Annotated in this window: 17 protein-coding genes; 15 read left to right on the top strand and 2 right to left on the bottom strand. The window is 66.5% G+C overall.

Translation table 11 applies throughout. The annotated features are described in order from the left end of the window. Window positions 1–96 precede the first annotated feature (96 nt). From truA to B0E47_RS14410, 3 genes are read left to right on the top strand one after another with little or no spacing between them, the layout of a single operon-like run. Window positions 97–879: a tRNA pseudouridine(38-40) synthase TruA gene (gene truA, locus B0E47_RS14420; RefSeq protein WP_077514971.1), complete on the top strand. Its 783-nt coding sequence runs from the start codon at window positions 97–99 to the stop codon at window positions 877–879. Beyond that, window positions 876–1,505, top strand: coding sequence for a phosphoribosylanthranilate isomerase (locus B0E47_RS14415; RefSeq protein ID WP_077514970.1), 630 nt, complete (start codon window positions 876–878; stop codon window positions 1,503–1,505). The genes truA and B0E47_RS14415 overlap by 4 nt, the downstream gene beginning before the upstream one ends. Window positions 1,506–1,507: 2 nt before the next feature. Continuing rightward, complete coding sequence (locus B0E47_RS14410; protein WP_077514969.1) at window positions 1,508–2,542, top strand: cupin-like domain-containing protein; 1,035 nt, start codon at window positions 1,508–1,510, stop codon at window positions 2,540–2,542. Window positions 2,543–2,644: 102 nt separating this feature from the next. Here B0E47_RS14410 and B0E47_RS14405 read toward each other — a convergent pair whose 3' ends face one another. Next, window positions 2,645–3,538 carry a LysR family transcriptional regulator gene (locus tag B0E47_RS14405; protein ID WP_077514968.1) on the bottom strand — a complete coding sequence of 298 codons (894 nt, stop codon included), beginning with the start codon at window positions 3,536–3,538 and terminating at the stop codon, window positions 2,645–2,647. Between the two features lie 102 nt (window positions 3,539–3,640). On the opposite strand from B0E47_RS14405, the gene trpB reads away from it, so the two are divergent. The 4 genes from trpB (at window position 3,641) to B0E47_RS14385 (ending at window position 7,647) form a co-directional block, all read left to right on the top strand. After that, window positions 3,641–4,864 (top strand): tryptophan synthase subunit beta, encoded by a 1,224-nt coding sequence (trpB, locus tag B0E47_RS14400; RefSeq protein WP_077514967.1) that lies wholly within the window; start codon window positions 3,641–3,643, stop codon window positions 4,862–4,864. A 136-nt stretch (window positions 4,865–5,000) separates the two neighbouring features. Then, the gene (gene trpA / locus B0E47_RS14395) at window positions 5,001–5,801 is read left to right on the top strand and encodes a tryptophan synthase subunit alpha (protein ID WP_077514966.1); all 801 of its coding nucleotides are present in this window, start codon (window positions 5,001–5,003) and stop codon (window positions 5,799–5,801) included. A gap of 162 nt (window positions 5,802–5,963) precedes the next feature. Continuing rightward, window positions 5,964–6,833: an acetyl-CoA carboxylase, carboxyltransferase subunit beta gene (gene accD / locus B0E47_RS14390; protein ID WP_077514965.1), complete on the top strand. Its 870-nt coding sequence runs from the start codon at window positions 5,964–5,966 to the stop codon at window positions 6,831–6,833. A 379-nt stretch (window positions 6,834–7,212) separates the two neighbouring features. Continuing rightward, entirely contained in the window at window positions 7,213–7,647 is a 435-nt protein-coding gene (locus B0E47_RS14385; RefSeq protein WP_077514964.1) for a DUF4399 domain-containing protein, read from the top strand. Between the two features lie 19 nt (window positions 7,648–7,666). On the opposite strand, the gene B0E47_RS14380 is transcribed toward B0E47_RS14385, so the two are convergent. Beyond that, window positions 7,667–8,419 (bottom strand): transporter, encoded by a 753-nt coding sequence (locus B0E47_RS14380; protein WP_254422946.1) that lies wholly within the window; start codon window positions 8,417–8,419, stop codon window positions 7,667–7,669. Between the two features lie 100 nt (window positions 8,420–8,519). Here B0E47_RS14380 and gltX point away from each other — a divergent pair, with 100 nt between their 5' ends. The 8 genes from gltX (at window position 8,520) to hisG (ending at window position 14,037) form a co-directional block, all read left to right on the top strand. Beyond that, a complete protein-coding gene (gene gltX, locus B0E47_RS14375) occupies window positions 8,520–9,920 on the top strand; it encodes a glutamate--tRNA ligase (protein ID WP_077514962.1) in 1,401 nt (466 codons plus the stop codon). Between the two features lie 35 nt (window positions 9,921–9,955). Further along, window positions 9,956–10,234, top strand: a complete 279-nt coding sequence (locus B0E47_RS14370) for a hypothetical protein (RefSeq protein WP_077514961.1) — start codon at window positions 9,956–9,958, stop codon at window positions 10,232–10,234. Between the two features lie 43 nt (window positions 10,235–10,277). After that, window positions 10,278–10,766 carry a transcriptional repressor gene (locus B0E47_RS14365; protein WP_254422980.1) on the top strand — a complete coding sequence of 163 codons (489 nt, stop codon included), beginning with the start codon at window positions 10,278–10,280 and terminating at the stop codon, window positions 10,764–10,766. Window positions 10,767–10,862: 96 nt separating this feature from the next. Further along, complete coding sequence (locus B0E47_RS14360; RefSeq protein ID WP_077514959.1) at window positions 10,863–11,288, top strand: MerC domain-containing protein; 426 nt, start codon at window positions 10,863–10,865, stop codon at window positions 11,286–11,288. Between the two features lie 88 nt (window positions 11,289–11,376). Next, the gene (locus tag B0E47_RS14355) at window positions 11,377–12,327 is read left to right on the top strand and encodes a cation diffusion facilitator family transporter (protein ID WP_077514958.1); all 951 of its coding nucleotides are present in this window, start codon (window positions 11,377–11,379) and stop codon (window positions 12,325–12,327) included. A 64-nt stretch (window positions 12,328–12,391) separates the two neighbouring features. Continuing rightward, window positions 12,392–12,550 (top strand): 30S ribosomal protein THX, encoded by a 159-nt coding sequence (locus tag B0E47_RS14350; protein WP_077514957.1) that lies wholly within the window; start codon window positions 12,392–12,394, stop codon window positions 12,548–12,550. A gap of 261 nt (window positions 12,551–12,811) precedes the next feature. After that, complete coding sequence (locus tag B0E47_RS14345; RefSeq protein WP_077514956.1) at window positions 12,812–13,147, top strand: YerC/YecD family TrpR-related protein; 336 nt, start codon at window positions 12,812–12,814, stop codon at window positions 13,145–13,147. After that, window positions 13,144–14,037: an ATP phosphoribosyltransferase gene (gene hisG, locus B0E47_RS14340; RefSeq protein ID WP_077514955.1), complete on the top strand. Its 894-nt coding sequence runs from the start codon at window positions 13,144–13,146 to the stop codon at window positions 14,035–14,037. The genes B0E47_RS14345 and hisG overlap by 4 nt, the downstream gene beginning before the upstream one ends. Window positions 14,038–14,048: the final 11 nt, after the last annotated feature.

Here is a 14,048-nt window from a genome sequence, read left to right as displayed (position 1 = left end):
ACCCGGTTGACAACGAAGTCGGGCCGGCCTTGCCGGCCCGACTTCGTTGCGGCCCTGCTAATCTTCGGTGTCGCTACAACGATTTTCATACGGCTCATGCGCATCGCTCTCGGCATCGAATACGACGGCACCGATTTTTCCGGCTGGCAACGGCTGACCGAGGGGCCGAGCGTGCAGGCGGCGGTCGAGCTGGCGCTGTCGAAGGTCGCCGCACATCCGGTGGAGATCAGCTGTGCCGGGCGTACCGATGCCGGCGTGCACGGGCGTTGTCAGGTGGTGCATTTCGATACCGAAGCATGTCGCGGGATGCGTGGCTGGGTGCTCGGTGCCTGCTCCAACCTGCCGGCAAGCGTGGCGGTGCTGTGGGCACAGCCGGTGCTGGACAGTTTCCACGCCCGCTATGCGGCACGCAGTCGGCGTTATCGCTATCACATTCTCAACCGGCCTGTGCGTGCGGCGCTGGATGCGCGTCATGTCACCTGGGAGCGCCTGCCGCTGGACGCCGACCGCATGCACGCCGCCGTGCAGGCGCTGTTGGGCGAGCACGATTTCAGCGCGTTCCGGGCCTTGTCCTGCCAGGCCGCACATCCACGCCGTTCGGTCCTGGTGGCAGGCGTGCGACGCGCGGACGAGCACGTGCTGGTCGAGATCGAAGCCAACGCCTTCCTGCACCACATGGTGCGCAACATCGTCGGTTCGTTGCTGCTGATCGGTCGCGGCGAGCAGCCGGTCGAATGGATGGCGCAACTGCTGGCCGGGCGTGATCGGCAGGTAGCCGGCCCCACCGCGCCGGCTTCCGGCCTGACCTTTGTCGGGCCTCGCTACGAGCGGCACTGGGCGTTGCCGGAAGAGGTCAGCATGCGGGAGCTTTCCGCATGACGCGCATCAAGTGTTGCGGCATGACCCGGGTCGAGGACGCCTTGCTGGCGGCGCGGCTGGGGGTGGACGCGATCGGCATGGTGTTCACCGCGCGCAGTCGGCGGCAGGTGAGCATGGTCCAGGCTCTGGCGATCCGTCGTGCGCTGCCGCCCTTCGTTACCACGGTGGCCCTGTTCATGGACGACACGCCGGCACGGGTCGAGGAAGTCATCGCGACGGTGAACCCGGACCTGCTGCAGTTCCATGGTTCGGAAAGCGATGCCGACTGCGCCCGCTTCGGACGTCCCTACCTCAAGGCCGTCGCGATGGGCGACGGCGATTCGTCGTTGCCGCGGCTGCGCGACTATCCCGGTGCGTCGGCGCTGTTGCTGGACGGGCACGGATCTGGCGAGGCCGGCGGCAGCGGCAAGCGCTTCGACTGGACACGGATACCGGGCGGTCTGGGTCAGCCCGTGATCCTGGCCGGCGGCCTGCGCGCAGACAACGTCGTGCAGGCGATCCGCCTGGCGCGGCCATGGGCCGTGGACGTGGCCAGCGGGGTGGAGTCGGCGCCAGGCATCAAGGATGCGACCCTGCTGGCCGACTTCATGGCGGCGGTGCGCGCCGCAGACACGAGGGAGGGGTAGTCATGGGCGAACTTTCCGGCACGATTCCCGCACCTGCCGCGATCGAGGAATGTCGCGTCGACGATGACCATCCGTTCGATCTCGACGCGGTGGTGGCCGGTGGCCGCCCGCTGGTGATCCGTGGCCTGGTGCGCGAGTGGCCGGTGGTGAAGCTGGCGCGGCAGTCGGATACCGCTTTCGCGCAGCGACTGGCGGAGCTGGACAACGGCGCCGACGTGACCACCTTGCTGATCGCGCCGGAAGGCGACGGCATCATCGGCTATGCACCCGACCTGAGCGGGTTCAACTACCAGCACTTCAAGGTGTCGCTGACCCTTGGCTTGCGGCGCCTGGCGAGCTACAGCCGGCGTGACAATGCACCGGGGCTGGTGATCCAGAGCGTGCCGATCCGCGATTGCATGCCCGGATTCCTGGCCGGGCATGCGTTGCCTTTTCTCGACCCGCGCGTGGAGCCACGCCTGTGGATGGGCAACAAGGTCACCACGCCCACGCACTTCGATTCGCAGCACAACATCGCTTGCGTGGTATGCGGCGCGCGCCGTTTCACGCTGTTCCCACCCGAGCAGTTGCCCAACCTCTATATCGGCCCGCTGGACTACGCGCCCACCGGCGCGGCAATCAGCATGGCGCGGCTGGACCGACCGGACGACCCGCGCTATCCGCGCCTGAAACTTGCGCTGGCTGCCGCGCAGGTGGCCGAGCTGCATCCGGGCGACGCGATCTACATGCCGCCCTTGTGGTGGCACAACGTCGAGTCGCTGGAAGTGCTCAACGCACTGGTGAACTACTGGTGGAGTCCGGTCGAGGTCGACGGCTACAACACCGGCCACGCACGCGCCGCGTTGTTCCACTGCCTGCTCGCCTTTCGCGTGCTGCCGCCTGCCGAGCGGGCCAACTGGCGGAATCTGCTGGACTACTACGTGTTCGGCAACGAGGAGGCAGTGGCGCATATCCCCGAGGATCGCCGCGGCGTGCTCGGCCCGCTCACGGCCGAGACGGCCGAGGAGTTGAAGAAGGGTGCGCGCCTGCACCTTTAGGAGCGTGGGCCGCAGAAATCTTCCGGGCGGCAAAAATCTGTCCTCACGCAGCCACTTTTTCGCCTCGAAAGTTTCTACGGCCCACGCTCCTGGACCAGCCGGTCACGTTTCCGCCAGTTCCTGCCGCAGCCAGTTTGCCAGCGCGGTCAGGCGCGGGTCGCTGGCCTGTTTCGGCGCACACAGGGCCCAGCGTGCCGGTGTCGGCCGAAAACCCCAGGGCGCGATCAGCCGGCCCGCGGCGAGGTCGTCGGCCACCAGTGGTTGCGGGGCGATCGCCACGCCCAGCCCGGCGGCGGCCGCTTCCAGCAGGAAGTACAGGTGCGGCAGCGCCTGCGTCTGCTGCAGGGAGTCCGGCGGCACGCCCATCGCGCGCGCCCAGTCCGGCCACGCCTGCGGCCGTGAGGCGGTGTGCAGCAGCGGCTCGTCACACAGCGCCTCGGCGGGCAGTTCGCGCAGGCGTTCGGCGCCGGGGTAACGCGGACTCAACACCGGGCCGATGCATTCCGGCGCCAGTTCGTGCGCTTGCCAGCCGCCTGGCCAGGGTGGCGCGGCCAGCAGCAGGAGGGCGTCCACTCCATCCATTCCTTCGCTGGCGGGTTCGTCCAGCGCGGACAGGTGCAGGGTCAGCGCCGGCAGGTCGCGGCGCAAGCGCTCCAGTCGGGGGATGACCCAGCGCGCCAGCACGCTGCCGGAACAGCCGAGCACGAAGGCCGAACGGGCATGGGACTGCTGCAGGTGGCTCCAGGTCTGCCGCAATTGCTCGAAGGCGCCCGTGCAGCTTTCGCGCAAGGTCTGCCCGCTGGCGGTGAGGGCGACGCCGCGTCCCCGGCGTACGAACAGCGGTTGGCCCAGCGCTTCCTCCAGCGCGCGCACCTGGCGGCTGACCGCGCCGTGGGTCACGCGCAGTTCCTGTGCCGCAAGACTCATGCTGCCCAGTCGCGCCGTGGCTTCAAACGCGCGCAGGGCATTCAGAGGGAGCAGTTCGCGAGCAGACATGCTGTGAGTTTAACTCAAGTGTCAAGGCAAATATTTCGCTTTTTCATCGCATTGATACGCGTTAACCTGTGACATCTTCACCCTGTCTTTCGATGATTCGACATGCCCACTCCACCGCTCCAGACAATGGATTTCCAGGCCTGGCCTGATGCGCAAGGCCGCTTCGGCGCCTACGGCGGCAGTTATGTCGCCGAGACCCTGATGGCACCGCTGGCCGAACTGCGCGAAGCCTACGAGCGCCTGAGCGCAGATCCCGGCTTCCTTGCCGAGCTGGATCGCGACCTGCAGCACTATGTCGGCCGGCCCAGCCCGATCTATCACGCCGAACAGCTGTCCCGGCACGTCGGCGGCGCCCGTATCCTGCTCAAGCGCGAGGACTTGAACCACACCGGTGCGCACAAGATCAACAACACCATCGGCCAGGCGCTGGTGGCGCGGCACATGGGCAAGCAGCGCGTGATTGCCGAGACCGGCGCTGGCCAGCATGGCGTGGCCACGGCCACCGTGGCCGCGCGCTTCGGCATGCGCTGCGTGGTCTACATGGGCGCGGTGGACATCGAGCGGCAGAAGATCAACGTGTACCGGATGAAGCTGCTGGGCGCGGAAGTAGTGCCGGTGACTTCCGGCTCGAAGACCCTGAAGGACGCCCTGAACGAGGCGATGCGCGACTGGGTCACCAATGTCGCGGACACCTTCTACATCATCGGCACCGTGGCCGGACCGCATCCGTACCCGAAGATGGTGCGCGACTTCAACGCGATCGTGGGCCGCGAGGCGCGCGCGCAGATGCTGGAACAGTATGGCCGCCTGCCGGACGTGCTGACTGCCTGCGTCGGCGGCGGCTCGAACGCGATCGGTCTGTTTCATGCCTTCCTCAACGATGCGGAGGTACGCATGGTTGGTGCCGAGGCGGCGGGCCTGGGTCTGGCCACCGGACACCATGCTGCGTCGCTCGCGGCCGGGCGGCCGGGCGTGCTGCACGGCAATCGCACCTATGTGCTGTGTGACGACAATGGCCAGATCACCGAGACCCATTCGGTGTCGGCAGGCCTGGACTATCCCGGTGTCGGCCCCGAGCATGCGTTCCTGAAAGATGCCGGCCGTGCCGAGTACGTCGGCATCACCGATGACGAGGCGCTGGAAGCGTTCCATCTGCTGGCGCGCACGGAAGGCATCCTCGCGGCGCTGGAGTCCAGCCACGCGGTGGCGCAGGCGATGAAGCTGGCGCGCGAGCTGCCGAAGGACGGCATCGTGTTGTGCAACCTGTCCGGTCGTGGCGACAAGGACGTGCATACGATCGCGGCGCGCGAAGGAGTGGAGGTGTAGCGGAAAGCGAGGAGTGAGGCAAGAGGAGTGAGAAGTGAGAGAAGGGCTTCCACTCCGGCATCGCCCGAACTCGCCGTTGCTTTCTCTCACTCCTCACTCCTCTTCACTCACTCCTCATTCGTCTACTCCTGATCCCATGACCCGAATCGATACCCGCTTCGCCCAACTCAAGGCCGCCGGCCGCACCGGCCTGATCCCGTTCGTCGCCGCCGGCGATCCGTCGCCGCAGCACATGGTGGCGCTGATGCACACGCTGGTCGCTGCCGGTGCCGACCTGATCGAACTGGGCGTGCCGTTCTCCGATCCGATGGCCGATGGCCCGGTGATCCAGCACGCCAGCGAACGGGCGATCGCGAAGGGCGTCGGCCTGAACGAAGTGCTGGGTTGGGTCGGCGAATTCCGCCGACGTGATGCGGATACCCCGATCGTGCTGATGGGCTATCTGAATCCGGTCGAGATCCACGGTTATGCGCGCTTCGCGCAGGAGGCCGTGGCGGCAGGCGTGGACGGCGTGCTGCTGGTCGATTGTCCACTGGAGGAATCGGCCGTGCTGCAGCCGTTGCGCGACGCGGGCCTGCAGCAGATCCTGCTCGCTGCGCCGACCACCGCACCCGTGCGTATGGCGCAGCTGTGCGGTTCGGCCGAGGGCTTCCTGTATTATGTGTCGTTCGCCGGCATCACCGGGGCGGCGCAGCTGAGCACCAGCGACATCGCCGCGCGGGTTGCCGACATTCGTGCCCGCGCCAGTGCACCGGTGGCGGTCGGCTTCGGCATCCGCGACGCGGCCAGTGCCGTGGCGATCGGCAAGTTTGCCGATGCGGTGGTGATCGGCAGTGCGCTGGTCGAAAGCTTGTCGGGTGCCATGGACGCGGCGGATATCGAAGGTCGTGCGCGGGACTTCCTGCAACCGATCCGTGCTGCGCTGGATGCGTCCTGACTTGAATGATGTACGGTTGTTGGTTGATAGCCCTTGGCTGCGTGAACCCTCACCCTTTGCCCTCTCCCGGAGGGAGAGGGGAACGTATGGTGCCGTGCGGGTTGGCATCCTGCGAGGTTGTCGAATACAAGGGCTCTTGTGCCCGGATGGAGTTCGATTGATATGAACTGGCTGCAAAAAATCATGAACCCGCGCACCCGCACGCTGCCTGCCAATGGCGGCAAGGGTTCGGTGCCCGAGGGTGTGTGGGAAAAGTGTGGCGGCTGCGGCACCGTGCTGTACAAGCCGGAGCTGGAGCGCAACCTGATGGTCTGCCCGAAATGCAGCCATCATCACTACATCAGTGCGCGGATGCGGCTGGATGCGTTGCTCGACGACGGCTCCGCGCAGGAACTGTGGGCCAGTCTCGAACCGACCGACCCGCTGAAATTCCGCGACTCCAGGAAATACCGCGATCGCATCACGGCGACCCAGAAGAAACTCGGCGAAAAGGACGCGATGGTCGCGATGAGCGGCAAGCTCAAGGGCCGGCCACTGATGGCGGTGGCGTTCGAGTTTGCCTACATGGGTGGCTCGATGGGTTCGGTGGTCGGCGAGAAATTCGCCCGTGCCGCCGAACGCGCGCTGGCCGACAAGAGTGCACTGGTGTGCTTCTCCGCCACCGGCGGGGCGCGCATGCAGGAAGCGCTGTTCTCGCTGATGCAGATGGCCAAGACCTCGGCCGCGCTGGCGCGCCTGCGCGACGCCGGCGTGCCGTACATCAGCGTGCTGACCAACCCGACCACCGGTGGCGTCTCCGCCAGCCTGGCGATGCTGGGTGACATCAACATCGGCGAGCCGAAGGCGCTGATCGGTTTCGCCGGTCCGCGGGTGATCGAGCAGACCGTGCGCGAGACGCTGCCGGAAGGCTTCCAGCGCTCCGAGTTCCTGCTTGACCACGGCGCGATCGACATGATCGTCGACCGCCGCGAGATGCGCGACAAGCTGGCCGACCTGCTCGGCATCCTCACCCGGGCGGATCGCGCAGCCTGAGTCCGGGCCGTCGTTTGCCTCCAGCGATGCCGCCTTCGGGCGGCATCGTCGTATCCGCAGCGGGGTTTTCCACAGCCGCTGTGGACGTGCTGCGGCAAAGCCTGTGGACAAGCACGCTGCCGTACTTGTCGATCAAGCACTTGCTACGCGCTGGTCAGGAATTGCGCACGGCAGGCAGATGCGTGTCGAGGCATCTGCACGCACTCGGCGGGGCAGTTTTCCACAACGATTGTGGGTGCCTTCTGTACAAGCCTGTGGACAACGACGATTCCCTGCCTGCTGGCGGGCACTTGCCACGTATTGATGATTTTTTGCCCAGTCCGACGGAGGCTGCCACGGCTATTACACTGGCTGCTCCTGTTCCTGCTGGAGACTGACGATGAAACGCCTGCTTCTCGCTCTTGCGTTGGCTGGCCTGACCGCCACGGCGATCGCTGCCGACGCGCCCGGCCTGCCGGTCACCCCCGCGCCGGCGGGTACCGAGGTCTACATCATTTCGCCCACCGATGGGGCCACCGTCAGCCGGCACGTCACCGTGCGCTTTGGCCTCAAGGGCATGGGCGTGGCGCCGGCTGGCGTCAGCAAGGATGGCACTGGCCACCATCACCTGCTGGTAGACGTGCAGCAATTGCCTGTGGCGGGCCAGCCGATCCCGAACGATGCGCAACACATCCACTTCGGCGGTGGCCAGACCGAAACCACGATCACGCTTACGCCCGGTACTCACACCCTGCAACTGGAACTGGGCGATGCCCACCACGTTCCGTTCGATCCGCCGCTGGTGTCGAAGCGGATCACGATCCATGTGAAATGACGCGGGAGTTGGTACCGGGTCAGTGCCCGAAGAACATCGAGGCGCCCAGGCCTGCCCACCAGGTCGCCAACGGGCCGCTCACGCGCCGGCGAAAGCCGGCATCCAGTTGCACGCGGCGACTGACCTGCCAGGCCAGTCCTGCACCGGCCAGGGTGCCGGCGCGGGAGTCGGCCGGACGTTGCCACACGGCTTCGCCATAGATCGTCAGCGTCGGCGTCAACGCATGGCTGCGGTTGATCGCCACCGTGTAGCTGTCCGCGCCGCCGGCCCGTACATCTTCCAGATACGCGCCGATGCTGTCGCTCGGGTTCAACTGCTCGCTCAGCGCCATGCCGAGCAGATACTGGCGCTGGTCATTGCGAAAATCGCGGGCGCCGTCGGTGAACTCCACGCTGCCCAGCAGGCCCCAGCTGAAAGACGTGCTCGATGAGGGCAGGGCGAGCTTGAGTGCCACGCTGCTGTCGCCACGGCCGTTGCTGTCCTGGTGGATGCCGGGGCCGCTCAGTTGCAGATGGTTGTAGAACGAATCGCCGAACTGCAGTTCCAGCGCATGGCCCAGGCCCAGCCGCAGCAAGCTGTCGGCGCTGTACTGGGCGTTGCGGATACCGTCCTGTCGATCCTCGCTCCAGCTCGGCAGGCCTTGTTCGAGCGTGAGCTCGCCCGCGTCCAGCGTGGCCGGATTGAAACCGAGCCCGGGGCGGTCATAGCCGGGGTTGTCCGCCCACGCTGGCGCCACGGCGGTCCAGCCGAGCGCGAGCAGGGCTAACGGCACGAGCCGGCTGGCGCATGAGTTACGCCGGCGCCATTTCGGGCCGTCGTCCCGGTATCGGCTAAAATCCATCCTTCAACCCCGCATTTCCTGAAAACCCCCCATGACCGTACGCACCCGCTTCGCCCCCAGTCCCACCGGATTCCTGCACATCGGCGGCGCGCGCACCGCACTGTACTGCTGGCTGGAGTCGCGCCGCCGCGGCGGCGCGTTCATCCTGCGCATCGAGGATACCGATCGGGAGCGATCCACCGATGAAGCGGTGCAGGCGATCCTGGATGCGATGCACTGGCTCGACCTCGACGCCGACGAAGGCCCGTTCTACCAGACGCGGCGGCTGGAGCGATACAGGCAGGTCGCCGATGAGCTGGTTGCCGCCGGCAAGGCGTACTACGCCTACGAGAGCAAGGCTGAAATCGAGGCGATGCGCGAGGCGGCCATGGCGGCGGGCGAGAAGCCGCGCTACAACGGTTATTACCGCGACCGGAAAGAGCCCCGTCGCGAGGATCCCAACCGGGTGATCCGCTTCCGCAATCCGACCGAAGGCTCGGTGGTGTTCGAGGACAAGGTCAAGGGCCGCATCGAGATCGCCAACAGCGAGCTGGACGACCTGGTGATTTTCCGTTCCGACGGCTGGCCGACCTACAACTTCGCGGTGGTGGTCGACGACATCGACATGGGCATCACCGAGGTGATCCGTGGTGACGACCATGTCAACAACACGCCACGCCAGATCAACATCTACCACGCGCTGGGCGCGAAGGTGCCGGAATTCGCGCACCTGCCGATGATCCTGGACAGGGAAGGCAAGAAGCTGTCCAAGCGCACCAGCGCGGTCAGCGTGATGGAATACCGGGCCGACGGCTTCCTGCCGCACGCGATCCTCAACTACCTGGTACGGCTGGGCTGGTCGCATGGCGATCAGGAGATCTTTTCGCGCGCGGAGATGATCGCGCTGTTCGATATTGCCGACGGCAACAAGGCCGCCTCGCGCTTCGACACCGAGAAGCTGGCCTGGCTCAACCAGCATTACCTGAAGACCGACGATGCGCAGTCGCTGGCCGCCGAATTCGAATGGCACCTGCAGCGCGCAGGCATTGATGCAGCGAATGGTCCGGCGCCGGTCGACGTGATCGTGGCGTTGCGCGAGCGCGTGCATACGCTGAAGGAAATGGCCGAGCGCGCAAAGATCTGGTATGGCCCGATCCTCGAGTGGGACGACAAGGCGGTCGCCAAGCACCTGAAGAACGCCAGTGCGCCAAGCGTGCTGGCGGCGGCGAAATCGCTGCTGGCCGAATGCGAGTGGCGTCCGGCGCCGATCCACCAGGTCATCGAGCAAGTGGCGGCGCAACTGGAACTGGGCATGGGCAAGATCGCGCAGCCGCTGCGCGTGGCGATGACCGGTACCCAGGTCTCGCCGTCGATCGAGGACACGATCTACCTGGCCGGCCGCGACGAAGCGCTCCGGCGCATCGACGCGGCCCTGGTGCTGGCGCAGGGCTGACCTGCAGGCCATGGCGATGACGCACCACTCACGCCATGGATGATCTGCTGGGCAGGGCGACCCGTGGCGTCGATCTCGATGCCCCGGGCGCGTTCTGGCACGTTTTTTTCAACCTGTTGAATATGGTGCCGTGGGCAGCCATGTTCTGGTGGAGCCTGCTGTTTGTCGCCGTCGGCCTGCTGCTCGGCTGGTGGCGTGGCCGGGTGGCCGAAGGCGCCTTGTGGGCCTGGGTGCTGGGACCGATCGGATGGGTCGTGATCCTGTGCAAGCCCCGCCGCAAACCGCCCGTGAAGCCACCGCCCTTGCCGGGCTGAAGGCTGGCGCGGCGGATGTATCATCGACTGCGAGGTGAAAGCATTGAGCCACGACGGCACCGACAACCAGCACGCGCACCATTCGCACCATCATCATGATGCGAAGGGTTTCGTGCGCGCGGTCGAGCATGCCAGCAAGGAGCGCGGCCTGCGCCTGACGCCGCTGCGCCGGGAAGTGCTGCAGCTTGTCGCAGCGGCCGGCAAGCCGGTCAAGGCCTACGACCTGCTCGACCAGTTGCGCGAGCAGCATGGCAATGCGGCGCCGCCCACGGTGTACCGGGCGCTCGATTTCCTGCTGGAAAACGGCTTCATCCACAAGCTGGAGTCGATCAACGCCTTCGTCTCCTGCCATCACCCGGCCGAGGCGCACCAGGTGCCCTTCCTGATCTGCGACACCTGCGCCAGCGCACAGGAAGTCTGCGACGAGCGGGTGGCCGAGCTGATCGAGGCGCAGGCGCGCGCGCTGGGCTTTCGTCCGCAGGCGCAGACGCTGGAAGTCCATGGCACCTGCAGGAACTGTCGCAAGGGCTGACCCCGGCCGGTCCGGGTCATGGCGGCAGTGACTGTTATAATGTAACATGATTGCCCAGGCATCAGGATCGCCATTCCGGCGAGGCCAGGCAGGTAGATGGAATCCCAGCAATCCCGCAGATGGCAAATGGCTGACCGCATCGGTGCGACCGCGTCGTTCCTGTGCGCGATCCACTGCGCCTTGCTGCCGTTCGTGCTGGCGGCACTACCGTTGGTGGGGCTGGAGTTTCTGGCTGACCACCGCTTCGAGCGCGGCTTCGTGATGTTCGCCTGCGCGCTGGCCCTGGTCGCGCTGATCCGAGGTTTCCGGCGCCACCAGCAGCCGCTGCCGCTGTTGCTGGCGATCCCCGGGCTCGCCTTGCTGCTGCTCGGCGTCACCTTCGCCGAAAACTATTCGATCATCCTGCACAGCGTGCTGGTGACCTGCGGCGGCCTGCTGTTGGCCAGTGCCCACTTTGTCAACCTGCACCGCGACCGCCGGGCAGGCGCAGCTCACGTGCATGGGCCGCAGTGCGCCCACTGAGCGCGGCTCGCCCGGCGCCGGCAATGTGGCGTGCCCGCGGAGGTCATGGTGATTGTGTAACGGCAGCACCCGTTCCTAGCATGCGCGCATGAGTTCGTCACACGACCACCAACCCCATCACGATCATGCGCACGACCACGCGCGTGGTGGCGACCCGGTGAGTCGTCGCCGCAAGTTGCTGCTGGCCTTCGTGCTGACCGTCCTGGTCATGCTGGCCGAGGCTGGTGGTGGTGTCTGGTCAGGCTCGCTGGCGTTGCTGGCCGATGCCGGGCACATGATGGTCGATGCGCTGGCCCTGTTGCTGGCGGTGGTCGGCGCGGCGATGGCGGCCCGGCCGGCCGATGCGCGGCGCAGCTACGGCTACGGGCGGATGGAGGTGCTGGTCGGCTTCGTCAACGCATTGAGCCAGTTCGTGCTGGTCGGCTGGATCATCTACGAAGCAGTCACCCGCCTGCTGCATCCGGGCCCGATCCTGTCCGGCGTCATGCTGGTGGTGGCGCTCGCCGGACTGCTGGTCAATGCGCTGGTGCTGCGCACGCTGCACGGTCATGCGCACGACGACGTCAACATGGCGGGTGCCAGCCTGCATGTGCTGGGTGACCTGCTGGGGTCGCTGGCGGCGGTGCTCGCCGCGCTGGCGATACGCTGGTTCGGCTGGCTGTGGGCGGATCCGCTGCTGTCGCTGCTGGTGTCGCTGCTGATCCTCGGCAATGCCTGGCAATTGCTGCGGAGGTCCGCGCACATCCTGCTGGAAGGCGTCCCCGAAGGCGTGGACAGTGCCGTGGTCGAGCAGTCGCTGCGCGGCGCCGACCCGGCCATACGCAGCATCCATCACCTGCACGTCTGGCAGCTGGCTTCGGGTTCGCGGATGGCGACCCTGCATGCCGAACTGAACGAGCCTGCCGACGGTGCCAGGGTCTTGCGGGCGATCCGGCAGATCCTGCGTGAGCGCTTCGAAGTCGAGCACGTCACCGTGCAGATCGATCCCGGCGCGTGCCCCGATGAGACTCCGGGCTGTGCCGGGCATCGCCACGGTTGACTATGGCGTTCGGCCCGGCACTGCTATGATGGACGGCCGTTCATTCAATCAATCAGGTGTTTCCATGGGCAAGGGCGATCGCAAGACCCGCCGCGGCAAGATCTATCGCAGCAGCTACGGCAATTCGCGCGCGCATGTCGCGGCGCCGACCGTGGTCGGTGCCAAGCCGACGGTGACCAAGCCAGCCGCGAAGAAGGCGGCGCCGAAGAAGAAGTCGGCCTGAGTCGACGCCACTTCCCGGCGTGTTCGAGAAACCCCCGCCTCGGCGGGGGTTTTTGTTTGTAACGCGAACGGTGTCCGTACCGGATCGCTGCCGCGGGGCGCCGGAGTTTCGCTCGGTCTGGGCTGGCACGCCGGTAGCGCACTGTTCGGAGCGCGGGGCGCCCCCATCCTGAATGGCGCGAGACAGGCTTTACCGGGGGAATTGCCGCCGCGCCCCGTGTCAGGTAAGATCCGTTCCTTCGTATTAATGCATTAGTACATTATGAAGCGTCGATCGCTCGATCCCGAGACCCCGGCCGAATCGGCGGAACACAGCCTGTACGAGGCGCTGTTGTCGCTGAAGAATCTCGACGAGGTGTCAGCCTTCCTGCGCGACCTGTGCACGCCAGCCGAGCTGGAGGTGCTGGTGGATCGCTGGCGGGTGGTGCCGTATCTGCTGGAAGGCGTCTCCTATCGGGAGATCCACGAGCGCACCGCGGTCAGCATCACCACGATCGGGCGCGTCGCGCGCTACCTCAATCAGGGCAGCGGCGGCTATCTGGCCGCAGCGGCCCGGGCGGCACGGCGGCAGGCGCAAACGGCAAGGAAGAAGGCATGAAACCACGCGATCGTCTGCGCATCGCGATGCAGAAGTCCGGCCGGCTCACGGAGCCTGCACTGGATCTGCTGACCCGCTGTGGCCTTACCTTCCGGCAGAGCCGCGACAAGCTGTTCTGCTTCGGCGAAGGCGAGCCAGTGGACCTGTTGCTGGTGCGCGACGACGACATTCCGGGGCTGATCGCCCAGGGCGTATGCGACCTCGGCATCGTCGGACGCAATGTCCTCGGCGAGTTCCAGCTCGTTGCCGGACGCGAGGTCGAGCCGCTGGCTGAGATGCGTCCGCTCGGTTTCGGCCGATGCAGGCTGTCGATCGCCGTGCCGCAGGAACTGGACTACGCCGGGCCGGGCGACCTGGCGGGCCTGCGCATCGCCACCTCTTACCCCGGGCTGCTCGGCGAGTGGCTGCGTGCGCAAGGCATCGAAGCCGGCGTGATGACGTTGGCCGGTTCGGTGGAGATCGCACCGAAGCTGGGTACTGCCGATGCGATCTGCGACCTGGTACAGAGCGGTGGCACCCTGGTCGCCAATCAATTGCGCGAGACCGAAGTGTTGCTGGAGAGCGAGGCCGTACTGGTCGGCCCGCAGACGCTGCCGGTGGACGAGCGTGGTGACATGCTGGAGCTGCTGCTGAAGCGGCTGGATGGCGTGATCCAGGTGCGTGAGTCGCGTCTGCTGTTGCTGCAGACCTCGCGGCACACGCTGGAGGCAGTCACGCGCCTGTTGCCGGGCGGCCCGCAGCCGACCCTGCTGCCGGTGGCCGGTCAACCGGATCAGCTGATGCTGCAGGCGCTGTGCGCCGGCGAGGTGAGCTGGCGGCAGCTGGAGGAAATCAAGAAGGCCGGTGCACGCGAGATGTTCGTGCTTCCCGTCGAGAAAATGTTGTCATGAAGCAGGCTGTC

Source organism: Rhodanobacter sp. B05 (genome assembly GCF_002001085.1).
In the GTDB taxonomy this organism is placed as follows: Bacteria; Pseudomonadota; Gammaproteobacteria; order Xanthomonadales; family Rhodanobacteraceae; genus Rhodanobacter.
Note: the sequence above shows the minus strand (reverse complement) of the source record. Positions and strands in the feature narration are given on the sequence as shown.

Excerpts from the sequence above, each read along its gene's own strand:
- truA (WP_077514971.1), top strand. The coding sequence starts at position 97 with ATGCGCATCGCTCTCGGCATCGAATACGACGGCACCGATTTTTCCGGC.
- B0E47_RS14415 (WP_077514970.1), top strand. The coding sequence starts at position 876 with ATGACGCGCATCAAGTGTTGCGGCATGACCCGGGTCGAGGACGCCTTG.
- B0E47_RS14410 (WP_077514969.1), top strand. The coding sequence starts at position 1,508 with ATGGGCGAACTTTCCGGCACGATTCCCGCACCTGCCGCGATCGAGGAA.
- B0E47_RS14405 (WP_077514968.1), bottom strand. The coding sequence starts at position 3,538 with ATGTCTGCTCGCGAACTGCTCCCTCTGAATGCCCTGCGCGCGTTTGAA.
- trpB (WP_077514967.1), top strand. The coding sequence starts at position 3,641 with ATGCCCACTCCACCGCTCCAGACAATGGATTTCCAGGCCTGGCCTGAT.
- trpA (WP_077514966.1), top strand. The coding sequence starts at position 5,001 with ATGACCCGAATCGATACCCGCTTCGCCCAACTCAAGGCCGCCGGCCGC.
- accD (WP_077514965.1), top strand. The coding sequence starts at position 5,964 with ATGAACTGGCTGCAAAAAATCATGAACCCGCGCACCCGCACGCTGCCT.
- B0E47_RS14385 (WP_077514964.1), top strand. The coding sequence starts at position 7,213 with ATGAAACGCCTGCTTCTCGCTCTTGCGTTGGCTGGCCTGACCGCCACG.
- gltX (WP_077514962.1), top strand. The coding sequence starts at position 8,520 with ATGACCGTACGCACCCGCTTCGCCCCCAGTCCCACCGGATTCCTGCAC.
- B0E47_RS14370 (WP_077514961.1), top strand. The coding sequence starts at position 9,956 with ATGGATGATCTGCTGGGCAGGGCGACCCGTGGCGTCGATCTCGATGCC.
- B0E47_RS14360 (WP_077514959.1), top strand. The coding sequence starts at position 10,863 with ATGGAATCCCAGCAATCCCGCAGATGGCAAATGGCTGACCGCATCGGT.
- B0E47_RS14355 (WP_077514958.1), top strand. The coding sequence starts at position 11,377 with ATGAGTTCGTCACACGACCACCAACCCCATCACGATCATGCGCACGAC.
- B0E47_RS14350 (WP_077514957.1), top strand. The coding sequence starts at position 12,392 with ATGGGCAAGGGCGATCGCAAGACCCGCCGCGGCAAGATCTATCGCAGC.
- B0E47_RS14345 (WP_077514956.1), top strand. The coding sequence starts at position 12,812 with ATGAAGCGTCGATCGCTCGATCCCGAGACCCCGGCCGAATCGGCGGAA.
- hisG (WP_077514955.1), top strand. The coding sequence starts at position 13,144 with ATGAAACCACGCGATCGTCTGCGCATCGCGATGCAGAAGTCCGGCCGG.